The 16,452-nt window shown below is 42.4% G+C and carries 13 protein-coding genes; 7 read left to right on the forward strand and 6 right to left on the reverse strand.

All coding sequences use genetic code 11. The features are described 5' to 3' along the window. Genes ruvB through J0L60_11635 form a run of 3 tightly spaced genes read right to left on the reverse strand, consistent with a single transcriptional unit; the run spans window position 1 to window position 2,577 of the window. On the reverse strand, window positions 1-1,026 hold the full coding sequence (gene ruvB, locus J0L60_11625) for a Holliday junction branch migration DNA helicase RuvB (protein ID MBN8546768.1): 1,026 nt from the start codon (window positions 1,024-1,026) through the stop codon (window positions 1-3). After that, window positions 1,027-2,115 (reverse strand): DUF1624 domain-containing protein, encoded by a 1,089-nt coding sequence (locus tag J0L60_11630; GenBank protein MBN8546769.1) that lies wholly within the window; start codon window positions 2,113-2,115, stop codon window positions 1,027-1,029. A gap of 6 nt (window positions 2,116-2,121) precedes the next feature. Then, window positions 2,122-2,577 (reverse strand): RidA family protein, encoded by a 456-nt coding sequence (locus J0L60_11635; protein ID MBN8546770.1) that lies wholly within the window; start codon window positions 2,575-2,577, stop codon window positions 2,122-2,124. Between the two features lie 67 nt (window positions 2,578-2,644). Between J0L60_11635 and mazG the strand changes: the two genes are divergently transcribed. Further along, window positions 2,645-3,403 carry a nucleoside triphosphate pyrophosphohydrolase gene (mazG, locus tag J0L60_11640; protein ID MBN8546771.1) on the forward strand — a complete coding sequence of 253 codons (759 nt, stop codon included), beginning with the start codon at window positions 2,645-2,647 and terminating at the stop codon, window positions 3,401-3,403. A gap of 40 nt (window positions 3,404-3,443) precedes the next feature. Here the strand turns inward: mazG and dnaX are convergent, their stop codons facing one another. The 3 genes from dnaX to lon are packed head-to-tail and all read right to left on the reverse strand — an operon-like array spanning window position 3,444 to window position 7,907. After that, the gene (dnaX, locus tag J0L60_11645) at window positions 3,444-4,934 is read right to left on the reverse strand and encodes a DNA polymerase III subunit gamma/tau (protein ID MBN8546772.1); all 1,491 of its coding nucleotides are present in this window, start codon (window positions 4,932-4,934) and stop codon (window positions 3,444-3,446) included. A 9-nt stretch (window positions 4,935-4,943) separates the two neighbouring features. Continuing rightward, window positions 4,944-5,444 (reverse strand): GAF domain-containing protein, encoded by a 501-nt coding sequence (locus J0L60_11650; protein ID MBN8546773.1) that lies wholly within the window; start codon window positions 5,442-5,444, stop codon window positions 4,944-4,946. Then, window positions 5,445-7,907, reverse strand: a complete 2,463-nt coding sequence (gene lon, locus J0L60_11655; GenBank protein MBN8546774.1) for an endopeptidase La — start codon at window positions 7,905-7,907, stop codon at window positions 5,445-5,447. Window positions 7,908-8,177: 270 nt separating this feature from the next. On the opposite strand from lon, the gene J0L60_11660 reads away from it, so the two are divergent. The 6 genes from J0L60_11660 (at window position 8,178) to J0L60_11685 (ending at window position 16,446) form a co-directional block, all read left to right on the forward strand. Further along, window positions 8,178-12,449 (forward strand): choice-of-anchor A family protein, encoded by a 4,272-nt coding sequence (locus tag J0L60_11660; protein ID MBN8546775.1) that lies wholly within the window; start codon window positions 8,178-8,180, stop codon window positions 12,447-12,449. Between the two features lie 358 nt (window positions 12,450-12,807). Then, window positions 12,808-14,052, forward strand: coding sequence for a hypothetical protein (locus tag J0L60_11665; protein ID MBN8546776.1), 1,245 nt, complete (start codon window positions 12,808-12,810; stop codon window positions 14,050-14,052). Between the two features lie 119 nt (window positions 14,053-14,171). Continuing rightward, a complete protein-coding gene (truA, locus tag J0L60_11670; GenBank protein MBN8546777.1) occupies window positions 14,172-14,906 on the forward strand; it encodes a tRNA pseudouridine(38-40) synthase TruA in 735 nt (244 codons plus the stop codon). A 125-nt stretch (window positions 14,907-15,031) separates the two neighbouring features. Beyond that, window positions 15,032-15,355 carry a hypothetical protein gene (locus J0L60_11675; GenBank protein MBN8546778.1) on the forward strand — a complete coding sequence of 108 codons (324 nt, stop codon included), beginning with the start codon at window positions 15,032-15,034 and terminating at the stop codon, window positions 15,353-15,355. Between the two features lie 6 nt (window positions 15,356-15,361). Continuing rightward, entirely contained in the window at window positions 15,362-15,856 is a 495-nt protein-coding gene (locus J0L60_11680; protein ID MBN8546779.1) for a hypothetical protein, read from the forward strand. Further along, window positions 15,856-16,446 (forward strand): hypothetical protein, encoded by a 591-nt coding sequence (locus J0L60_11685; protein ID MBN8546780.1) that lies wholly within the window; start codon window positions 15,856-15,858, stop codon window positions 16,444-16,446. Before J0L60_11680 ends, J0L60_11685 begins: the two co-directional genes overlap by 1 nt. The last annotated feature ends 6 nt before the right edge of the window (window positions 16,447-16,452 follow it).

Genomic DNA, 16,452 nt, shown 5'->3' on the forward strand with positions numbered 1-16,452 from the left:
TTACTCATCAAATAAGGAGACCTGGTCTCTTTTGAAAGGTTTGTTAAAATGTCTGTATGCAAATTCTGTAGCAATCCTTCCTCTTGGGGTTCTTTGTAAAAATCCCCTTTGAATAAGGAATGGTTCGTATACTTCTTCAATTGTGTCCTTCTCTTCACCGACAGCTACTGCAATCGTTGTAAGCCCTACAGGACCTCCGCCGTATTTCTCGATAATGGACATGATGATATCTTTGTCCATCTCGTCAAGTCCGAACTTATCAACATCAAGGGCAGTAAGGGCGGTTTCCGCCACTTCCATATCAATGGTTTCTTTTTTGAGGTAGTCGGCAAAATCCCTCGTTCTTTTCAGAAGGCGATTTGCAATTCTTGGAGTCCCGCGTGATCTGCCTGCGATTTCAAGCGCAGCTTCGGGGTTTATTCTGATACCAAGTATTGAAGATGACCGCTCAATAATTCCCTTCAGGGTATCATTATCGTAATAGTCGAGCCTGAAATTTATGCCAAATCTGTCCCGAAGTGGAGAGGTCAACATTCCTGCTCTCGTTGTGGCGCCCACAAGTGTGAACTTCGGAAGACTGATCTGTACTGTTCTCGCAGCAGGACCACTCTCGATCATAATGTCAATCCGAAAATCTTCCATTGCCGAATAAAGATATTCCTCGACTACAGGGGAAAGTCTGTGAATTTCATCGATGAAAAGGACGCTTCTTTCCTCCAGCCCCGTTAAAATGCCCGCAAGGTCACCCGGCTTTTCGAGTACAGGACCCGAAGTCAACTTAATCGGTACCTTTAATTCATTCGCGATGATATTTGAAAGTGTGGTTTTACCAAGTCCCGGAGGTCCCGTTAAAAGAGTGTGATCGAGAGATTCCCCCCTGTTGTTGGCAGCACCAATGAAGACCTTCAGGTTATCGACGATTTTTTTTTGACCCTGAAAACCTGTAAAAGTAGAGGGTCTTAGATTCCTCTCGAGTTCTTTCTCTTCGCCGGTGATCGTTGGATCGAGTGTGGAATTTTTACCCATTTACCCTCTCATCATCGAGAAGTTTTTGAAATTCAGTTTGTTCAGAATAATCACAATCAAAACCATAAGAGAAGTGGTACCGAGTGAAACAAGAAACGACTCCTGAACATCATAGGCCTTTGTAAAGTATATACTTAACGGAGTATAATCTATGAGTAACTTGTTCATTACATAGACAAGCAGTGTATTCCTTGCCATCAAAATAAAGATTTTGGGATTCTGTTCAAGAATTATGGAAGTCTGAATCACCGCAATCAATCCCATTATTATCAGCCCTGCTTTCCGGGTGACCCTGACAACCATTCCAGTAGTTGTCGCACTTTCCAGAGGGAGAGCATCAAACGCCAGTTGAAGAACAAAAGAAAAAATAATCAGCAGCAATCCGGCAATCAGTAATTTCCTCACACCTGTGAGATCTTCGAAAGTGGAAGGATTGCTCGAAATAAAACATCCGGCACAGCATCCTGCTGTAAAATAGAAAGCATGCGGGAAAAAAGTAAAAGCCGATCCGACAGATCTTGTGAAATAGGCTCCCGCCCAAAGAGGAAGTATCCTGCCAACATTCAACAATTCAAAAACCACTGTGAGAAGAAGTATCAGGATGGAGGCAAATCCGACAATGTATTTAATCTGAAACGGGAGTTTCGATGCCACCCACAATAAAAAAATGGTGAACAGCATTGATGCACCAAGAATCTGAAGTATATCAACAGTCAAAAACTGCTGCCAGTCAGCCTCAGTAATCCCCTCGCCGTTATACAATTGTCTAAACCCGTGAAAATTGAGAAGGTATCCTGTCAGGATCAGCAAAAATCCCCTTTTTATGACCCTCTTTACCAAAGGATTCTCCTGAAACGGAAGACCCTGGGTTTTATACAGATACATGAAGAGGGTGCCCGAAGTAAAAATAAAAAACGGCACTATGAGCGTATTGATGTATTGCCAGTAATTCAAAAGAAAATCATTGGTGTTTTTGAATTCAGGCGCAAGTGTATGATCCAGATTCAGTGCAAAAATCAACAGGATAATTGCAACTGCCCTTAGCAGGTCCAGGAAAATTACACGATTTTTACTCAGGCTTTCTGACATGGTTTCTTACTTTAATAATGCAATCATTTCAATTTCCACTGCGGAATCGAGTGGTAGCCCGCTCACTCCAACGGCGCTTCTTGTATGCTTGCCGTTGTCTCCGAAAAGTTCAACGAGCAATTCTGATGCTCCGTTTGCAATCTTCGGTTCGTTGGCATATCCCTCCACACAGTTCACAAAAACTGTCAATTTAACAATTCTCTCTATTTTTTCAAGATCACCGAGAAGTTTTTTTGCAACAGCGAGGCAGTTGATGGCACAAATTCGTGCGGCAGCAATTCCCTCTTCTTCAGAAAGATTGCCCCCAACTTTCCCCTTGTAAGCAATTGCACCCTGCTGAAGTGCGACCTGTCCTGATGTATAGAGCAAATTCCCGACAATCTGACCGGGTACATAAGCTGCGAGAGGTGTTGGAGCATCAGGAATGGTAATTCCCAGTTCTGCCAGTTTTTCGTTTATCATAATATTATCTAACTTTAAGTTACTGATTTCATTTTTGTTCAATTACACACAATTCCGGAAAGTATGTATGACAGAGTTTAAATTTAAGGAATTTATCGATATTTTAAGGCGGTTAAGAAAGGAATGTCCCTGGGACAGAGAACAAACCAATGATTCGATCAAAATGGCAACCATCGAAGAGGCTTATGAAACCCTTGATGCGATCAATAACAAGGATTTTAAGGAGCTGAAGGAGGAACTCGGCGACCTTCTTCTCCATGTTGCTTTTCACTCTGTTATAGCCGAAGAAGACGGTCATTTCAATCTGGATGATGTAATTCAGGGAATTTCGGATAAACTGGTCCGTCGCCACCCGCATGTTTTTGGAGATGTGGAAGTGGAGAATACGACTGAAGTAATGAAAAACTGGGAAGCAATCAAAATGGCTGAGGGGAAAAAATCCCTCCTTTCAGGAATTCCTGTATCAATGCCTGCACTGCACAAAGCATACAGGATGCAAGAAAAAGCAGCCAAAACAGGATTTGAATGGCAAAGTATCGATGAAGTAAAGGAAAAGATGCTCGAAGAGAGAGGTGAACTTGAAGAAGCCGAACTTTCGGGAGACTTTGACAAGCTCGAAGAAGAATTCGGTGATTATCTGTTTGCCCTCACCAACTATGCAAGATTCAAAAAAATAAATCCGGAAAATGCTTTAAACAAAGCGAATAAAAAGTTTGAAACCCGATTTGGTTTCATCGAGCAGGAACTGGCGAAATCCAACAGAATCCCGTCTGAGGCTTCTCTTCAGGAAATGATTGATCTTTGGAATAAAGCCAAGGAGTTATAAGTTTTAAGTTATAAATTAAAAATTATGAGTTGATGGTGTATCAGATTTCCCTGCCGCCGAACTTGTCTTTTATAAAAAGGACATAGGGGTCTGTTTCTTCCTTGTCAGGTACGATTTCTTCCCGTTTTCTTGCGAGAGAAGCAAAAAACTTCTTCTCCTCTGCGAGCGGAACCTCATTTACCACCGGCTCATCCATCTCTTCAGGATACTCTTCCACCATGGTTTCTTCCATGATGTTTTCGTATTCCTGTTCAATTGCCGACTCCAGTTCCGGATTTTTCAGATCTGTAATGGGAGCTGCCTCTGCTACTACTGTTGGTTCAGGCTTTTTTTTTTCGTCGTCCTGTTCAGGATTCTTTATTTCTGCTTCCGGTCTGGTTACATTCACATTATCGCCAAAATTGGTCTTCGACAGTATCTCCACGAGTCCGGAAATCGTTTCAGAAGTCTCAAATCCTGTAATCTGACTCAGCGCGAGTTCGCTTCTCAATTTGTGATTTTGGGAATAACGAAGTTCGGAGAGTAATCTGCTTAGATAGTTCATCACCCTTAGCAGGTCACCTTCGGAAAAATATTTTGCGAGTTTCACATATCGTTCGAAATATACCGCAGCACTTTCGATGAGAGAGGTGTCCTTCGTAGCTGCCACTGAAAGAATATTCCTAAAATGCTCAAGCAAACCGTTAAAGAAGTCGATAAAACTCCAGCCGTTTTTATAAACACGGTCGCAGACGAAGAAAGGCATTTTGAAATCTTTATTGATCAGCCCGTCGGTTACTTCAAAGTAGATATCCTCATCGATAAAATTGAAAACCTTTATTACAGACGAATAATCAATTTTATCTCCTGAAAAAGCAGCTGCCTGATCGAAAAAGCTTTCCGCATCACGCATTCCGCCATCAGCTTTTTTTGCGATCAGAGTGAGTGTTTTGTCATCAATCTCAATATTTTCTTTTTCAGCAATCTCTCTGAGACCTTCTTTTATGATGTCAAGGGGAATTCTGCGGAAATCATACCTCTGACAGCGCGAAATGATGGTAATCGGTACTTTGTGGACATCAGTAGTGGCAAATATAAATATAGTGTGTTCGGGTGGTTCCTCAAGAGTTTTAAGGAATGCATTAAACGATTCCTTGGTGAGCATGTGAACCTCATCAATAATATACACCTTGTACTTTCCTGTAACGGGTGCATATCTGACCGATTCTGTAAGGGAACGGACTTCATCAATTCCCCTGTTTGAAGCCGCATCGATTTCGATAAAATCTATCGACTGTCCTGATTGTATTGCAAGACAATTCGCACACACATTACACGGCTCGGCTTCAACGGGATTTAGACAGTTGATCGATTTTGCAATTATCCTCGCAGTTGTCGTTTTTCCCACACCCCTTGGACCGGTCAGCAGGTATGCATGAGCTATTCTCCCTCTTATAATTGCATTTCTTAGAGTGACAGTAACATGTTCCTGTCCAAGAACCGTTTCGAATGTCTGGGGTCTGTATTTCCGTGCTGAAACCTGAAAGCTCATAATCTCTTCTTAAATGTTTGGAATTGTTGTTTTTGACAATAACTGTGCAACAAGCTGCTCAAGATATAATCTGTCAGTATCGTTGAAAGTGGAAAAATCGTAACTGTCGAGGTCGAGCACTCCGAGAAGTTTTCCGTCTTTTAGAAGTGGAACCACGATTTCGGAATTGCTGCCTGAATCACACGCAATATGCCCCGGGAAATCGTGGACATTTTCCACAATCTCCGTCTCTTTGGTGACCATTACTTTTCCGCAAACCCCCCTTCCCGGTTGAATTTCGGTGCATGCAATCTTTCCCTGAAAAGGACCGAGTACAAGTTTTCCTTCAGTAACCAGATAAAATCCCGCCCAACTGACCTTTGGAAAACTCTCTTTTATCACTGCAGTAAAATTGGAAAGCGACGACAACCAGTGATCAGCCTCCTGAATCAGATGAGGCATCTGCTCAAGCAGATATTTATATACTTCCTCTTTAACCGCAGAAACGGGTAATGTAAGTTCAGAACTCATCTAATTGAGACTTTCTGCGGGAGTCCGGCGTTTCTTTTTGACTTCTGATACAGTTTCTGCGTTTTTCTCTATTCTCTCAGCTACTGTCTTTTTCCAGTCAGGGAAAACCCAGTCCAAAGCCTCCTCAACTGTTTCTACAGGCACGATTACAAGGTCTTTTGTGATGTTGGCTCTTATCTCTGCTACATCCGCAGTGTTGTCATTGGGAATCAGAACAGTTTTGTAACCGTTCCTTCTGGCAGCAAGAAGTTTTTCATTGAGCCCCCCGATTGGTAAAACTTCACCTCTCAGGGTAATTTCACCTGTCATTGCAACCGAATCGCTGGCGGGAATCTCCAAAAATGCAGAGAGCATAGCCATAATCATCGTGATACCGGCTGATGGTCCGTCTTTAGGAATCGCTCCTTCAGGCAGATGGATATGTATTTCCTTGTTCAACATGAAGTCGGGTTTTAGTCCAAATTTTTCAGCGTTCGATCTGATGAAACTCAAACCCGCCTGAGCTGACTCTTTCATTACATTTCCGAGTTGCCCTGTAAGTGTTAGCTTTTCCTTGCCGTGCATTACGGTTACATCCACTTTAAGGATGTCGCCACCAACACTCGTCCAAGCGAGCCCCGTTACACTCCCTATTCTCGCACCTTTTTCATAAATATGTTTTTTGTAGCGAGGAGCACCGAGATATTTTTCCACAATGGCGGGTGTAATAACATTTGGTTTCTTCGAGTTTTTCTCATTGGTCTGGATCTTTACCACAAAATCTTTTGCAACTTTTCTCAGGACACCGGTTATTTCCCTCTCCATGTTCCTGACTCCCGATTCACGGGTGTAGTTGTTTATTATCTCAAGAATAGCCTCATCCTCGAACTTCACTTTGGCTTTTCCCAAACCATGCAGTTTTATCTGTTTAGGTATGATGTGTCGCTTCGCTATTTCAAGTTTGTCCACCTCGAGATAACTGGAGAGTTCTATGATTTCCATTCTGTCCTGAAGTGGCAGAGGGATGTTATATCTTACATTCGCTGTCGTAATGAAAAGTACCTGCGATAGGTCATAGTCAACTTCGAGGTAGTGATCATTAAACGAAAAATTCTGTTCGGGATCAAGTACCTCAAGCATTGCCGAAGACGGATCGCCTCTGAAATCGGAACTCAGTTTATCGATTTCATCGAGCAGAATCACGGGATTTACCGTGCCTGCCCGTTTCATGGACTGAATAATTTTTCCCGGCATTGAGCCGATGTAGGTCTTCCGGTGGCCCCTTATTTCAGCCTCATCCCTGACACCACCGAGGCTTATTCTGACAAACTGCCTGCCAAGTGCACGGGCTATCGATCTGCCGAGCGAGGTTTTTCCCACTCCGGGAGGTCCTACGAGACACAGAATCTGACCCCTCATGTTCTTCACAAGATTGAGAACAGCGATGTGCTCTATAATTCTCTCCTTTGGTTTCTCAAGTCCAAAATGATCCTCATCAAGAATCTTCTGTACATGTGAGATATCAAGTTTATCTTTTGTCCTTTTCTTCCAGGGAACAGCTATCAGCCAGTCAAGATAATTTCTGATCACTGTATATTCAGGCGACATCGGGGGGATTTTCGAGAGCTTGTTATACTCCTCGATCGCCTTGTCTTCCACAGATTCCGGCATCCCGGCAGCTTCAATGCTCTCAAGAAGTTTCGCTTCCTCTGAAAGTGCATCATCTTCGCCGAGTTCCTCCTGAAGAATTTTGATCTGCTCTTGAATTATAAACTTTCTTTGCGTTTTTGCTATGTTTTCCTGGACCTTGTGATCGATCTCTTTTTCAACTTTAAGGATTTCTATCTCACCGCGCAGAAGCTTAATCAACTCATAATACTGGTCTTTTAGTTTCCCCTTCCTCATGATTTTCATTTTGCCGTCGATTGCCTGATTTATGTTGGCAGCAGCAAAATAAAGTTTTCTGTCGGGTTCCGAAATGTTCTCAAATGAGACAAGAGTTTCAGCATTTATATTTTTATTTAACGATGCATATTCCTTGAAAGCGATTTCAGCCTGCCTGATTAATGCAGTAATCTCGGCATCGTTCGACATCTGCACTTCCCGCAATTGAATTGCGGCTTCAAAATACTCGGTTTCAGAAGTGAAGTGCTTTATCTTCCCCATAACCAGACCATCAACCACTATTTTGAGCAAGCCATTTGGCAGTTTCATCGTCTGAACAATTTTTGCAATCGTACCTTCCCGATATAACTCATCGGGGCCCGGTTCATCTATGTTGGAATTTTTTTGGGCTGCAAGAAATATGAGTCTGTGGTTGTTTAGTGAGAAATTGGCTGCGTTTACAGAAAGGTCTCTGCCTACAAGAACAGGTGAAATCATATATGGAAAAATGACAAGATCCCTTAATGGCAATACAGGTATTATCTCCGGAATTTCGACTGTAATGCTCTGCTCTTCAGGCTCGTTTATAATTTTACTCATGTTTGTCTAATTTGTGAAAAATAACCTGTAAAAATATCAATAAAGATCGGGTTATTCAAGGCACTCTTTTGGGAGTGGATATTATTTTATTTTTCACGATATTCCACCACTAATTTGCCTCTATTTTATACACACAACTGAATAAATTCTCATTTTGAGTCACTCTTAAAATGAGAAACTGTAATTTTGAGGTAAAAAAAGAGCTTTTTCTTTGGTATGATTTTTGCACTAAAATTGAAGGTTCTTAAACACTAAACCATGGACAATATTATGAGGTCTAACAAGATCACTCTATACAATTTTCTTTTTGTCTTGTTGATGTTCTCATCAACATTGTTTGCCGGCAGTAAAGTGCTGGATTACAATGTAACGCTTAATGGCGTAACCTGGGATGTCACAAATAACAGGACAACTTTTACCTATCTCGTAGTAGGGGACGGTTCCGGTAAAGACCTCTCCCACTGGGTGATAGCGCTTTGCAACAACCATACCGGTGTTACGGGTACACCAAGCCCGACCGCCATCGGTACCGATCCGACCACACAGTTGTATGGTTTTAAATGGGACTGTGGCCAGAAAATTGGTCAGTCAAAGGTTTACACTCTTGTCGTACCGGGAATTTGGGATACTGCTCAGGTGCAGATAGCTGCGAAAGCAGGTCTTAATATCGATTACGGTACTGTAACCGGTCCTGCATGTACTGCTTACAACCCCAAAGCTTCGGTTGGAGACAGGGTTTGGCTTGACACAGACAAAGATGGCATACAGGATGCCGGTGAGAATGGAGTTTCAGGTGTTACGGTTAAACTTTACGATTGCAACAACAATCTGATTTCGACCACAACTACAAATTCAAGTGGTAATTACCTTTTCAGTGATCTCGTCCCCGGAGATTATTATGTAAAATTTGAACCATCTTCAAGTTATGTTTTCACAGATCAGAATGAAGGTTCAGACGATTCAAAAGATTCAGATGTCAGTGAAGCCACCGGAAAAACGGGCTGTACTACACTCTCACCCAACGAAAATGATCTTTCGTGGGATGCGGGTCTTACCACCGTACCGCTTCCTGAGGGAAAAATTGGCAATAGGGTATGGAATGACCTGAATTTCAATGGTATCCAAAATGATGGTGAACCAGGTCTCGCAAATGTTACCGTTAAGTTATACACTTGTGATGGTACTCTACTGAGTACCAAAGTAACCAATTCCAATGGAAATTATCTTTTTGAGACACTTCCGACCGGATCATACTACCTTGAATTTGTAAAACCAAACGGTTTTGTTTTTACAACAAAAGATGCCGGTTCTGACGATGAAAAAGATTCAGACGCCAATCCAGCAGACGGAAAAACCGCTTGCTTCAACCTCCTGACAGGAAATGAAGATGAAACCCGTGACGCCGGTCTTTATGACCCTCTAACTATGAAGGGTTCTCTTGGAAATCTTTTCTGGAAAGATCTTAATGCAAACGGACTCCAGGATAACAATGAACCCGGTATAAGTGGTGCAACTGTCAGATTGCTCGACTGCAGTCTGAATCAGGTTGCCACAACCACAACCAACAGCAACGGTGTTTACTCCTTCACAAATGTTACACCCGGCGACTATGTTGTTGAATTTACACTCCCGTCAGGGTATGTGTTCGCTCCTTCAAATCGCGGATCCGACGACAACAAAGATTCTGATGTAGATCCTAATACAGGTAGAACAGTCTGCATAACCCTCGCTCCCGGTCAAACCGACCTCACATGGGATGCCGGTGCTTATCTCCCTGCCACTTGTGCAACTGACTGGTCAGGATCCCTCGGTCCCGATTCAACCATTTGCCTCTACACCCCGCAATGGATCACGATTAATGGCTCGGTAAATCTGTTACCTCAAAACACCCGTGCACAACTCGTGTTGACATGGAAAGTTGTTAAACCCTCTAATGTAACCAATTGTCCTTCCGGATTTGATCCCTGCACACAGGATCATTTTACACAAAAATGGATATATGGCGATACTACATTTACAATGCAGGCATGGTGGCCCGGAATTACTCCAACAGATACTCTGGTCGAGATTCGGTACAGTATGAGCATTCTTGATTGTGACGGAAACCAGATCAAGACAGGTGTTAACAGAACCCTGTCATGGAATCCTTCAGTCTGTCCACCTCCAAACGCGCCCGAAGCTGATTTGAGTCTGATTAAATCCGTCTCAAATCCGACCCCGCAGAATGGTGAGACAATTCAATATACTATAGTTTTGAACAACGCCGGTCCTGGAACCGCAACCGGAATCAAGGTAAGCGATGTTCTCCCTGCAGGTATAGTGTATGTCAGCTCCAGCCCGACAGTCGGAAGTTTTGATGTAAACACGAATCTGTGGACAGTTTCGTCACTCGCTGCTAATGCAAGTGCAACACTTGTTATCAATGCAAGAGTGAATGTCAATCTGATGAACTCACTTTCATTCGACCTTGGAGTTGCAAAGAATTACAACCTTTTTGTGCTGAATGACTATACAGCTCCTTCCTCCGATACAGAGGGCAAGGTAGCAGTAGGAAATGACTGCAGAATTGGTAACTACAGCGTCGGTGATAAGCTCCAGAATTCAAACGGTACCGAAGATGTGCTTGTGGTTGGTCATAACCTCTACTTCACATCCGGAAGAGTTTACAACGGTAATGTGGTATATGGAAACTATGCCGAAGTAACTCCTTACCTCGCCACAATCACTGAAGGCACACTCAGAAAAGATAGTGTTATCGATTTCCCTGCTGCTTCAGCCTATCTGCTGAATCTCAGCAGTCAGTTTGCAGCTTATGGAACCAACGGTTCCGCAGGTCTCCAGTATGGTAAACTGTCACTTGTCGGATCAAATCCGTCATTGAATGTTTTCAAGATCTGGGCTGACACACTCTCGATGGCAAACGATTTCGAGATCAGCGTTCCTAACGGAGCTTCTGCCCTCGTAAACATATTTGGATCGTATGCCAATTGGAAAGGCGGACTGAATGTTTATGGAACTCCATATTCGAATGTTCTTTACAACTTTGTCGAAGCCGATTCAATAACCATCTCCAATATAGATGTTAGAGGTTCTATTCTTGCTCCTCGAACTGATGTGAACTTCATTTCCGGTGTACAAAACGGTCAGATGGTTGCAAAGAATGCAAAAGGAAAAGGTCAGTATAATCTCGTTCTCTTCAGAGGAAACATACCTGTTGACACAACAGTAGTGAATACCGCTGAAGTGGTTGCAGCAGTTCAGAATGACCCTGACTCTCATCCAAACAACCACAATAAGAATGAAGATGATATGAGCTCTGCCGCAATAGTTATCAGCAGAGAAGTGAACAACACCTCGGGATCGTCATACAACTGGCAACAGGTTTCAACTGTTGGTTTCAATCAGATAATCCTTACTATGGTCAACGATCAGAACGGTAACCTGCTTGCAGGAACCTTTGGTGGTGGAATCTACAGATCGACAAACGGCGGTGCAGAGTGGACTTTGATAAATTCAAATATGCTCTCTGTCTATGTCTGGTCATTGATCTCGGTTCCGGGTGGAAAAATCTACGCCGGTACTGAGTCAGGAATCTATGCTTCAACTGATAATGGTAATACATGGTCTGTGGCAGGTTTGAGCAACCGTGATGTAAGAGCCCTGCTGCTTGGAAACGGCGGAACAATATACGCCGGTGTCTGGGGAAGTGGTATCTATTATACCGATGACTTCGGATCAAGCTGGACAGAATTCAGCACCGGTCTTACCGATCTCGCTGTTCATGCACTTGCCAAAAACAGCAACGGTGACATCTATGCAGGTACAATGGGCGGTGGAGTTCACAAACTCTCCCTCGGAAGTGGCGCATGGATTCACCTCAACTCGAACCCTGTCAGCAGATTCATCTGGTCACTCACAGTTGACGGAAACGGTGTTGTTTATGCCGGAACTTATGGTGACGGTGTAATAAGAAGTGAAGACGGAGGTGCTTCATGGCAGAGAATTTCCTCAGGAATGACTGCTTCGCATATCTATGCAATCGGTCACGATGCAATGAACAATATCTTTGCAAGTGCCTGGGGCTCGGGAGTTTATATGCTTCCAGTAGTTGTCACAAGAGGTCTCCCCGATTTCTGGATGGATTTTGGTTTGTCAGGCAAGAATATCTCATCAATCTCTGTAAACTCTTCTACAAACGAAGTGGTTGCTGGTACTGATGCCGGTGATATCTATAAAACTGATATCATCCTGTCAGCAAAAGACAATTCAACAATTCCGACCGAATTCAAGCTGTTCCAGAATTATCCGAATCCGTTCAACCCTGCGACTGTGATTGAGTTTACTCTTCCTTCAGTTCAGGATGTTAAACTGGTTGTGTATAATATCCTTGGCCAGCAGATTCAGGTTCTGAATAATGGACAACTGAAACCCGGATATCATAAATTTACTTTCGATGGCAAGGGCCTTGCGAGCGGTGTATATTTCTACAGACTCGTAGCCGGTCAGTTCACAGAAGTGAAGAAAATGATTCTCCAGAAATAAGCAAATGAACTTCGGATATCGCTTTTTAATTCGAAAAATCGATACCTGACTCTCAATAAATTAGATCTTAAAAGCTGCCCGAAGAAATTTGAGGCAGCTTTTTTTTGTCCCATTCGTCATTTATATCCTCCATTCATCCATTTTTTTGCTTTTTTCCTTGTTATAACATCTTTTAATTTCGCTTTTTTGTTATATTTGCATCGCAATTTTTTATTTATATAATAAACAGTTGCAAACAGACTTAACGAAAATTTAAACTATTTGCATATTAAATGAGTAAAGTCTAATTTACATTGAAGCTTTTTTTGCTTTTTGGAAACTTAATTCCATTCAACAATCCACAATAAGGAGTTATTATATGAAACAAGTATTTGCATTTGTTCTTTTAGTTGCATTTCTTGCTACAGTAACCAATGCCCAGTCAGGTTTGGTACCTAAAGAAAAAAGTGGCGGCTACGCCAGAGTACAGGCAATGGGCGGAGAAGGTGGAACAAATCCATTTTTAGTAGACGCTTTTAACATGACAAACAACCCTGCTTTTGCCAAATATTATGGCAATTTCCTTTGGGGTGATATCGGTGCTTCAGCCGCTGCCGCTAATGACGGTGATGGTCAGTTCGCCGGATTCAACTTTGCACTTGACAAAAAACTTACACTCGGTGCCATCCTTGCAAGAAACGACTTCAAGGGTGCCGGTATCTCGAGTGTTTCGATGACTAACAGCCTCGTAACCATCCTCAATGGTTTACCAGGAACCGGAAGAAATGCTGTCAACCTCGACAACAACTTCCAGCTTCTCGGTGCTTATGCTCTTTCTGATGCTACAGTTCTTGGTCTTGGTGTTTCCTTTGCTTCCACACAGAACGATTTGACACCCGCTACTGGTACTGCAGACAAATCCTCAGCTTCACAGCTCGGATTAAACCTTGGACTTATCCAGCATTTCTCAAAAGACAACGGTCTTGATTTCTCATTCTCTTTTGTTTCCGGAAGTGCTAAAAATGAAGCTGCCAAGACAAATAAAGTATCTGCTTCAACCATCGGTGTTGGTGCAAGATACTTCCACAACATTGGCAAAGGTTTCTCTTTTGTCCCTGTAGTTTCCTTCACAACAATGAGCGGAACTGTTGATGTTGCCGGTACAAGCACTGATATGGATTCATACACCAATTTGGGTGTTGGCGCTGGTCTTAACTATACTACCGGTGACCTTTTCCTCGCTGGTGGTGTTAGCTTCGCTACTGAATCATGGACTTCCAAAGCAACCACAACTGCTCCTGAACTTACAAAAAACCACATGTGGTTCCCAGTTTGGAATCTTGGTGCAGAATTCAAAGTCACCGAGTGGATGAAAGCAAGACTTGGTTACAAAGTTGCTACCAACAAAGACAAAATGGAATCAGCTGCAACCGCAACAACCAAAAACGAAACTGTTGCTACCATGTTCGACAGAACCGGTGTTACACTCGGTCTCGGATTCAAATTTGGAAGCTTCAACCTCGACGCTACAGTTAATGACGAAGTTTTGAGACAAGGTTTCAAAAACCTTTCAACAGGTGGTGTTAACACATTTGGACATATTTCAGCAAGCTACGCTTTCTAAGATATCATCAAATTTTATTCCCCAAAAAGGCTGTCTGAAAAGGCAGCCTTTTTTTATATTCATTCTGATTAAATTTACTCTCGCTTTTTTTTAATTTACACTCCCCTTGTGCAAAATGAATGAATAACTACAAAATTATCATCCAGTATGACGGTTCCGGTTTTCAGGGATGGCAGATCCAAGCCAAGGGTAAAACTGTACAAGGCGAAATCAAAAGGGCTCTTGAAGTACTTCTTAAACATGAAGTGGTGCTAACAGGTGCCGGAAGAACAGACACGGGTGTGCATGCCCTCGGTCAGGTTGCCAATTTTAAGAGTGAACAAACTCTCGATTTTTATCGATTCAAGCACTCGCTTAATTCGATGCTCCCCTTCACAATAAGAATTCGAAGCATGGAAAGCGTTCCTGAGTCGTTCAACTCAAGATTTGATGCTTTATCGAGATCGTATGTCTATTTTATCTCGAACTCCCCTTCCCCATTTAATTTCAGGTTCATTTACAATTATCATTATCCGTTGAATGTGTCGCTTTTGAACATTTTATCACGCCCGTTGACCGGTATGCATGATTTCTCTTCTTTTACTAAATACGCCAAAGACCGTGAAAATTTTGATTGCAACATAAAGTCATTAAAATGGACCAGGATCAAGGATAATGTCGTTTTCTTCATAGAAGCTGACAGATTTCTACACGGCATGGTAAGGGCTATAACAGGCACGGTGTTGAGACTGGCAAAAGAAGGCGGAACCGAAAATGACATGAATGACATCCTCAATTCCAAAAACCGGGAAAAAGCATTTGGTTCGGTACCTGCTAAAGGGCTGTTTCTATATAAAATTAAATATCAGGTATAATATTGCTCACCTTCCGAAAATCAGTCACAATCAATGTAAATAAGGAAAAAATATTTAATTTTCACCTTGATACCACAAATATCTCAGTTATCTCTCCCCCCTTCCCAAAAGTATTAAAAGTGGAAATGAGTGAGAAACCCCTGAAAAAAGGGTCAAAAGTCAGTCTCGAAATCGATTTTCTTCTTTTCAGGCAGAACTGGCTAATAAAAATTTCCGAGGTAATCTCGGGCTCGCTGATTACAGACCTGCAGGAAACAGGTCCCTTCAAATTTTGGGAACACAACCACAGATTTTCCGGTGAAGATGGTGCCGTGGTCATGATGGACGAAATTAGATTCCTTCCACCGTTCGGAATATTTGGGTGGCTTGCTCTTCCTTTTGTATATTTACAACTCTATTTAATGTTTTCTGACAGACATCGAAGAACCAAAAAATATCTTGAGAGGTAACAGAATTTGGATTTTTTTGCAGAGATTCATCCAAAAGCAGTACATTACCCGGTCGCTTTGCTTAGCATCTATCCGCTGCTTTTAATTATTTACAACTTTTACAAAAATGAGGTTCTTGCAAAATCAGCACTTTTGATGCTTGCCGGTGGAATCGCCGGTGTAGTATTTGCCCTGTTCACAGGAAACAGTGCGTTTCAATCTTTTGTGCAGGCAAATTCATCCCACCCTCAAATAAAGATGATTACCGAACTCATAGAAGTTCACGAGGATTTTGCAACAGCTCTAACTTTTGTCTTTTCTGCTGCCTTTGTGCTTAATTTCCTCTTTTTCGTAAAAATGTACATAAAAAAGGAAGCTGACTCGAAGTTTGTCGTAAATGCTCCGCGCATTCTTCTCGCTTTATCGGCACTCGGACTCTATTTCCTCTATAAAACAGCAGAGATTGGCGGAAAACTGGTTTTTGATTATGGTGTCGGCACCAAAAATTTCCATGTGAATTAATGAAAAAATTTACCTTTATCCTTTTGTTACTCTTATCCTTTACTGCCTTTGCCGGTGATCCGGGCGAAAGCAGAGCGAAGGGCTATTTCTTTGCCTTGGGGGTCGGTCCCCGGGTTCCATTTGGCAATTTTAGTTCGAAAACCATAATGGGCTACGGATTCAACGCCGAGCTGTCATATGTGGACAACAAAATAATGCCCTACTTCATCTTTGGCAGAATTGGTTTTGAACAGTTTCCGGGCAGTCAGGACTACTATCAGGATACAGAATATTCCCATTACAGCATGCAATACCTCCCCCTCTCAGTGGGTGTCAGGCACTACTTCCCTCCGATTCTGAAAAATGTGTTCCTGCTTACTCCTATCGCCGAAGTTTCAGGCTCGATGATTATCTTTCAGGAACTGCACGATTTTAAACAGGGAATTAATAAAAACGGCTATATCGAAGACGGTGTGCGGTTTGGAGGAAGTGCCGGATTTGGAGTCTCCGCGTTTGTACTTGAGGCAATGGCATCCTATAACATTTATAACGACAGTCACTTCATTTCGTTTGATCTGAGGGTCCGACTTCCTTTGTTTGTTTCATTCTAATCAGGA

The organism is Ignavibacteria bacterium (assembly GCA_017302895.1).
Lineage (GTDB): Bacteria > Bacteroidota > Ignavibacteria > Ignavibacteriales > Ignavibacteriaceae > UTCHB3.